Annotated in this window: 3 protein-coding genes and 1 pseudogene; 3 read left to right on the forward strand and 1 reads right to left on the reverse strand. The window is 71.5% G+C overall.

The window, feature by feature from the left end:
* Window positions 1-81 precede the first annotated feature (81 nt).
* Window positions 82-747, forward strand: coding sequence for an HAD family hydrolase (locus tag SZN_RS33525; RefSeq protein WP_007503922.1), 666 nt, complete (start codon window positions 82-84; stop codon window positions 745-747).
* A gap of 167 nt (window positions 748-914) precedes the next feature.
* Here the strand turns inward: SZN_RS33525 and SZN_RS33530 are convergent, their stop codons facing one another.
* Window positions 915-1481, reverse strand: a complete 567-nt coding sequence (locus SZN_RS33530; protein ID WP_007503924.1) for a DJ-1/PfpI family protein — start codon at window positions 1479-1481, stop codon at window positions 915-917.
* Window positions 1482-2197: 716 nt separating this feature from the next.
* On the opposite strand from SZN_RS33530, the gene SZN_RS33535 reads away from it, so the two are divergent.
* Together SZN_RS33535 and SZN_RS33540 are read left to right on the forward strand one after the other, a co-directional pair.
* On the forward strand, window positions 2198-7129 hold the full coding sequence (locus SZN_RS33535; RefSeq protein ID WP_007503926.1) for an NAD-glutamate dehydrogenase: 4932 nt from the start codon (window positions 2198-2200) through the stop codon (window positions 7127-7129).
* 107 nt (window positions 7130-7236) lie between these two features.
* Window positions 7237-7874, forward strand: a pseudogene (locus SZN_RS33540) (hypothetical protein); the annotation flags it as partial.

The raw sequence follows: 7874 nt of genomic DNA on the forward strand, positions 1-7874 counted from the left end.
TGCCCCGTGCCCCCGTCCCGCCCCAGTGCCCCCGACCTGGCCCTCTCCTGGTTGTCAGTGGCGGCGGGTACGGTTTCGGGCATGGGGAAGCAGGCAGGAGCGCACATCGTCTGGGACTGGAACGGCACGCTGTTCCACGACAACGACGCGATCATCGGGGCGACGAACGCCGCCTTCGGCGAGCTGGGACTGAACCCGATCACGATGGAGCAGTACCGCGCGCTGTACTGCGTACCGGTGCCGAGGTTCTACGAGCGGCTGCTCGGGCGGCTGCCCACGGCCGCCGAGTGGGACGTCATGGACGGCACCTTCCACCGCTATTACACCCGGCACCGGACGGCGTGCCGGCTGACCGACGGCGTGACCGAGCTGCTGACCGGGTGGGGCTCGGCGGGGCGCAGCCAGTCGATCCTGAGCATGTACGTCCATGACGAACTCGTCCCGCTGGTGCGGGAGTTCGGGATCGAGGGGCACTTCCTGCGCGTCGACGGGCGTAGGGGGCCGTCCGGGGGCAGCAAGGCCGAGCACATGGTCCGCCACCTCCGGGCACTGACGGGGGTGGACCCCGCGCGCACGGTGGTGATCGGGGACGCCGCCGACGACGCGGTGGCGGCACTGCACGTGGGGGCGCGGGCCGTGCTCTACACCGGCGGTTCGCACGGCCGGGCCAGCCTGGAGGAGACCGGGGCGCCGGTCGTGGACACCCTCGCGGAAGCCGTCGAGGAGGCGGAGCGGCTGGCCGCGTGAGCCCGCCCGCGGCCCGTACGGCGGCGACCCCGGCCCCGTGGCCGGGAGAAGCCCCCTCACGGGCCGGGAGAAGCGGCCTCCCCGCCCCCGGAAATCCGGCGGCCTCCCGGCCCCGGGGTCCCCGCCCCGTCAGCTCACCGATGCCGCAGCCGCAGCCGCGGCACCCGTCACGTCACCGGTGCCTTGGCCCGCAGCACCGTCAGGAACTCCCGCATCCAGGCCGAGTGGTCCGGCCAGGCGCGGGCCGAGACCAGCGTGCCGTCGACCACCGCCTCGGAGTCCTGGAAGGTGGCGCCCGCGGCCTGCATGTCCAGTTCCAGCGCCGGGTAGGCGGTGACGCGCCGCCCGCGCAGGCTGTCGACGGCCGCGGTGAGCAGCGGACCGTGGCAGATCTGGGCGACCGGCTTGTCGGCGTCGAAGAAGGACTTCAGGATCTTGCGCAGCTCCGGGTCGTTGCGCAGGTACTCGGGGGCCCGGCCGCCCGGGACGACGACGGCCGCGTAGTCGCCGGGGTCGACCTCGGAGAAGGCGAGGTCGGCGGGCCAGGTGTAGCCGGGCTTCTCGGTGTAGGTGTCGAAGCCGGGCTCGAAGTCGTGGACGACGAACCGCAGCCTCTTGCGCTCGGGGGCGGCGATGTGGACCTCGTAGCCCTCCTCGCGCAGGCGCTGGTAGGGGTAGAGGACCTCCAGGGACTCGGCGGCGTCGCCGGTGACGACGAGGATCTTCGCTGTCATGTCGGGTGCGCTCCTCTGCTGGCCGGGGCGGACGGCTGCGTCGGGCAGGCCGTACGGGCAACGTGCCGCGGGCCGGCGGGCTTGCCGAGGGGCCGCGCGCCCCGGGCCCGGCCGCCGGGGCGGGAGGGTCCGGTTCCGGAGCGGCGAGCGCTGTTTTCGGACACGGAGCACCGTGCGATGGCCGGTCCTGGACGCGGCGCCCCGGCGCGGGTGTCGCCGCAGCCCTCACCACCACCCTCCCCCGGCCCGCCCGACCCCGCCAGTTACGCCCTCGCCGCCCGCTTTGCCCCTGTGCAGAACGTCAAAGTTCCCTCCCGTGTTTTGTACACATACGGCTCATGACGGCCCCCCTGTAAGGAGCGATAGCCTTAGTGGCGTGATCAGCGCGATAGCTCGCGGGGGCACCGTTGCCCCTGCCCTGCGCCCGGAGGCCACGGACGACATCCGTGCCCGGGTGGCGGTCGCCGGTCTTCGCGGGCGGGACAGGGGCGAAAACGCCCCCCGGACGCCATTCGAACCCCGGGCCCTGACGTCGCAGAGAGCAGCGTCACACCCCCGGGGCAGCTCAAGAATGGCTCATATGACCCCGCTCGTCTCACCTCGCGGCATAGCGTCGAAGCAGACCGGACACCCCGCGTCGTGGCGTTTCCCGGGAGGGGAAGAGACCGAACTTCCTTCAACGTCACGCAACGGCGCGCGACAGGAGCCAGAGGACAATGCAGACCAAGCTGGACGAAGCCAAGGCCGAGCTGCTCGAACGGGCCGCCCGGGTAGCTGAGAACAGTCCGGTCGGGGGGCACCTACCGACCGGGACCAAGGGCGAGGGCGGTTCCGGCATCCCGGACCACGACACCGTGCTCTCGTTCCTCCAGCGCTACTACCTGCACACCGCCCCGGAGGACCTGACCGACCGCGACCCGGTCGACGTCTTCGGAGCCGCCCTTTCGCACTACCGCCTGGCCGAGAACCGCCCCCAGGGCACGGCCAACGTGCGGGTCCACACCCCCACCGTGGAGGAGAACGGCTGGACCTGCAGCCACTCCGTGGTCGAGGTCGTCACCGACGACATGCCCTTCCTCGTCGACTCCGTCACCAACGAGCTGACGCGCCAGGGGCGGGGCATCCACGTGGTGATCCACCCCCAGGTCTTCGTCCGCCGCGACGTGGCGGGCAAGCTCATCGAGGTCCTCGCGGCGCCGCCCGCGGGCGATCCGCCGCACGACACCCACACCGAGTCCTGGATCCACGTCGAGATCGACCGCGAGACCGACCGGGCCGACCTCAAGCAGATCACCGCCGATCTGCTGCGCGTCCTGTCCGACGCCCGCGAGGCCGTCGAGGACTGGGGCAAGATGCGGGACGCGGCCCTGCGCATGGCCGACGAACTGCCCGGCGAGCCCCGCTCCGACCTCGGCGAGCACGATGTCGAGGAAGCCCGCGAGCTGCTGCGCTGGCTCGCCGACGACCACTTCACCTTCCTCGGCTACCGCGAGTACGACCTGCGCGAGGACGACTCGCTGGCGCCCGTGCCCGGCACCGGCCTCGGCATCCTGCGCTCCGACCCGCACCACTCCGAGGGCGACAGCCACCCGGTCAGCCCGTCCTTCGAGCGGCTGCCCGCCGACGCCCGCGCCAAGGCGCGCGAGCACAAGCTGCTCATCCTCACCAAGGCCAACAGCCGCTCGACCGTGCACCGGCCGTCGTACCTCGACTACGTCGGGGTGAAGAAGTTCGACGCGAACGGCGAGGTCGTCGGCGAGCGGCGCTTCCTCGGACTGTTCTCCTCCGCCGCCTACACCGAGTCCGTGCGCCGCGTCCCCGTGATCCGGCGCAAGGTCGACCAGGTGCTGCGCGGCGCGGGCTTCTCGCCCCACAGCCACGACGGACGCGACCTGCTCCAGATCCTGGAGACCTACCCGCGCGACGAGCTCTTCCAGACCCCCGTCGACGAGCTGCGGCAGATCGCCACCTCCGTGCTCTACCTCCAGGAGCGCCGCCGGCTGCGGCTGTACCTGCGGCAGGACGAGTACGGCCGCTACTACTCCGCTCTCGTCTACCTCCCGCGCGACCGCTACACCACCGGCGTGCGGCTGCGGATCGTCGACATCCTCAAGGAGGAACTCCAGGGCGTCAGCGTCGACTTCACGGCCTGGAACACCGAGTCGATCCTCTCCCGGCTGCACTTCGTCGTCCGGGTCCCGCCGGGCACCGAGCTGCCGCAGCTGTCCGACAGCGACAAGGAGCACATCGAGGCCCGCCTGGTGGAGGCCGCCCGGTCCTGGGCCGACGGCTTCGCCGACGCGATGAACGCCGAGCTGGGCGAGGAGCGCGCCGCCGAACTGCTGCGCCGCTACGCCAACGCCTTCCCCGAGGGCTACAAGGCCGACCACTCCCCGCGCGCGGCGGTCTCCGACCTCGTCCACCTGGAGCAGCTCGACGAGAACGACAACTTCTCGCTCAGCCTCTACGAGCCGGTCGGTGCCGCTCCCGAGGAGCGCCGCTTCAAGATCTACCGCACGGGCGCGGCCGTCTCCCTGTCCGCCGTCCTGCCGGTCCTCAGCCGGCTCGGCGTCGAGGTCGTCGACGAGCGGCCCTACGAACTGCGCTGCTCCGACCGCAGCGTCGCCTGGATCTACGACTTCGGACTGCGCATGCCGCGCTCCGCGGCCGGCGACCACTTCGGCGACGACGCCCGCGAGCGCTTCTCGGAGGCGTTCGCCGCCACCTGGACCGGCAAGGCCGAGAACGACGGCTTCAACGCCCTCGTGCTGAGCGCCGGGCTCACCTGGCGCCAGGCGATGGTGCTGCGGGCGTACGCGAAGTACCTGCGCCAGGCCGGCTCCACCTTCAGCCAGGACTACATGGAGGACACCCTCCGCAACAATGTCCACACCACCCGGCTGCTGGTCTCCCTGTTCGAGGCGCGGATGTCGCCGGACCGCCAGAGCGCGGGCCGCGAGATCGTGGACGCGCTGCTCGAAGAGGTCGACGCGGCCCTCGACCAGGTCGCGAGCCTGGACGAGGACCGCATCCTGCGGTCCTTCCTGACCGTCATCACGGCGACGCTGCGCACCAACTTCTTCCAGGAGGCCGCGGGCGGGCACCCGCACGACTACGTCTCCATGAAGTTCGACCCGCGGGCCATCCCCGACCTGCCCGCCCCGCGCCCGGCGTTCGAGATCTGGGTCTACTCGCCCCGCGTCGAGGGCGTCCACCTGCGCTTCGGCAAGGTCGCGCGCGGCGGTCTGCGCTGGTCCGACCGGCGTGAGGACTTCCGCACCGAGATCCTCGGGCTGGTCAAGGCGCAGATGGTGAAGAACACCGTCATCGTGCCGGTCGGCGCCAAGGGCGGCTTCGTCGCCAAGCAGCTCCCGGACCCGTCCGCGGACCGTGACGCCTGGCTGGCCGAGGGCGTCGCCTCCTACAAGACGTTCATCTCGGCGCTGCTCGACATCACCGACAACATGGTGGCCGGCGAGGTCGTCCCGCCCGCCGACGTCGTCCGCCACGACGAGGACGACACCTATCTCGTCGTCGCCGCCGACAAGGGCACCGCGACCTTCTCCGACATCGCCAACGGGGTCGCCGAGCACTACAACTTCTGGCTCGGGGACGCCTTCGCCTCCGGCGGCTCGGCCGGCTACGACCACAAGGGCATGGGCATCACCGCCCGCGGTGCCTGGGAGTCCGTCAAGCGGCACTTCCGGGAGCTGGGCGTCGACACGCAGAGCGAGGACTTCACGGTCGTCGGCATCGGCGACATGTCCGGTGACGTGTTCGGCAACGGCATGCTGCTGTCCGAGCACATCCGCCTGGTCGCCGCCTTCGACCACCGGCACATCTTCATCGACCCGAACCCCGACGCGGCCGCCTCCTACGCCGAGCGCCGCCGTCTGTTCGAACTGCCGCGCTCCAGCTGGGAGGAGTACGACACCGCTCTGCTGTCCGCCGGCGGCGGGATCTTCCCGCGCAGCGCCAAGGCCGTCACGGTCAACGCGCACATCCGCGAGGCCCTCGGCATCGAGGGCAAGGTCTCCAAGATGACCCCGGCCGACCTGATGAAGGCCATCCTCCAGGCGCCGGTGGACCTGCTGTGGAACGGCGGCATCGGCACGTACGTCAAGGCCAGCACGGAGTCGAACGCCGACGTCGGCGACAAGGCCAACGACGTCATCCGCGTCGACGGCGCCGACCTGCGGGTCAGGGTCGTCGGCGAGGGCGGCAACCTGGGCCTGACCCAGCTCGGCCGGATCGAGTTCGCCCGGCACGGCGGCAAGATCAACACCGACGCCATCGACAACAGCGCCGGGGTGGACACCTCCGACCACGAGGTGAACATCAAGATCCTGCTGAACGGCCTGGTCGCCGAGGGCGACATGACCGTCAAGCAGCGCAACAAGCTGCTCGCCGAGATGACCGACGAGGTCGGCCGGCTCGTGCTGCGCAACAACTACGCGCAGAACACGGCGATCGCCAACGCGCTCGCCCAGTCCAAGGACATGCTCCACGCCCAGCAGCGCTTCATGAAGCACCTGGTCAGGGAGGGGCACCTGGACCGGGCCCTGGAGTTCCTGCCCACCGACCGGCAGATCCGCGAACGGGTCGGCTCCGGCGACGGCCTGACCGGCCCGGAGACGGCCGTCCTGCTGGCGTACACGAAGATCACCGTCGCCGAGGAGCTGCTGCACACCTCGCTGCCGGACGACCCGTACCTGAGCACCCTGCTGCACGCGTACTTCCCCACCGAGCTGCGCGAGCAGTTCCCCGAGTACCTGGTCAGCCATCCGCTGCGGCGTGAGATCACCACGACCGTGCTGGTCAACGACACGGTCAACACGGGCGGTACGACCTATCTGCACCGGCTGCGCGAGGAGACCGGCGCCTCGCTGGAGGAGATCGTCCGGGCGCAGACCGTGGCCCGCGCGATCTTCCGCTCGGCGGAGGTGTGGGACGCGGTCGAGAGCCTCGACAACAGGGTGGAGGCCGAGGTCCAGACCCGGATCCGGCTGCACTCGCGCCGCCTCGTCGAGCGCGGCACGCGCTGGCTGCTGAACAACCGCCAGCAGCCGCTCCAGCTCGCCGAGACCGCCGACTTCTTCGCCGACCGGGTCGAGCAGGTGTGGTCGGAGCTGCCCAAGCTGCTGCGCGGCGCGGACCTCGACTGGTACCAGCAGATCCACGACGAGCTGACCGGCGCCGGGGTCACCGCGGAGATCGCCACCCAGGTCGCCGGGTTCTCCTCGGCGTTCCCGACGCTCGACATCGTCTCGGTGGCCGACCGCACGGGCAAGGACCCGATGGACGTCGCCGAGGTGTACTACGACCTCGCCGACCGGCTGCACATCACCCAGCTCATGGACCGCATCAGCGAGCTGCCGCGCGTCGACCGCTGGCAGTCCATGGCCCGCGCCTCCATCCGCGAGGACCTCTACGCCGCCCACGCGGCGCTGACCTCGGACGTCCTGGCCGCCGGCAACGGCACCGCGACACCCGAGCAGCGCTTCGGCCTGTGGGAGGAGAAGAACGGCGCGATCCTCGCCCGAGCCCGCACCACGCTGGAGGAGATCCGCTCGTCGGACTCCTTCGACCTGGCCAACCTGTCGGTGGCCATGCGGACCATGCGCACCCTGCTGCGGTCGCACGCCTGAGCCGCAGGACCGGGTGAGGCACACCCGCACCGAGCGCCCCGGGCCGACCGCCCGGGGCGCTCCCGCATTCCGGACAGAACGGGAATTACAGTGCAGGCGTGAGCACGATGCGGACCGCGCTGCGCAGGACCACGCTGATCCCGCAGGCCGCCGCCGCGGCCCTGCTCGTCCTCCTCGCCCTGGTGGTCGCCCGGCTCCCCTGGGCCGGTGACCTCGGTATGCACGCCGCGACCGTGGAACGGCTGCGCCACAGCCTCCTCGACCCCGGCAACCCGCTGGTCGACGCGGACACCCCGAGCCCGTACTACTCGCCGTGGACGCTGCTCCTCGGCTCCCTCGCACGCGTCGGCGGCCTCTCGGTCTTCGTGGTGCTGAGGATCGGCGCGCTGGTCGCGCTGGCGGTGCTGGTCACGGGCGTACGGCGGTACGTGCGGACGCTGAGCGCGCACCGGGCGGCGCCCGCGCTCGCCCTGCTGTGCCTGCTGCTGCTGTGGGGGACCTCGGTGTTCACCTGGAGCGGGTTCCTCGGGCTGAACTCCCTGGCGCTCACCGCGTCCTACCCGAGCGTCCTCGCGCTCGGGCTCGCCTTCCACCTGTGGGCCTCGCTGACGGGCGCCCTCGCGCGGCCGGCCGGATGGCCGGTGTGGACGGCGCTCGGCGTGCTCTGGGCGGTGATCCTGCTCGTCCACCAGTTCTCCGGCGTCGTGGCCTCGCTGGGGGCGCTCGCCACGGTGGCCGCCGCGCG

Origin of the sequence: Streptomyces zinciresistens K42, from assembly GCF_000225525.1 — a bacterium.
GTDB lineage: Bacteria > Actinomycetota > Actinomycetes > Streptomycetales > Streptomycetaceae > Streptomyces > Streptomyces zinciresistens.

What these genes read in the sequence shown, in the direction of transcription:
- SZN_RS33525 (WP_007503922.1), top strand. Translation starts at nt 82, where the DNA reads ATGGGGAAGCAGGCAGGAGCGCACATCGTCTGGGACTGGAACGGCACG.
- SZN_RS33530 (WP_007503924.1), bottom strand. Translation starts at nt 1,481, where the DNA reads ATGACAGCGAAGATCCTCGTCGTCACCGGCGACGCCGCCGAGTCCCTG.
- SZN_RS33535 (WP_007503926.1), top strand. Translation starts at nt 2,198, where the DNA reads ATGCAGACCAAGCTGGACGAAGCCAAGGCCGAGCTGCTCGAACGGGCC.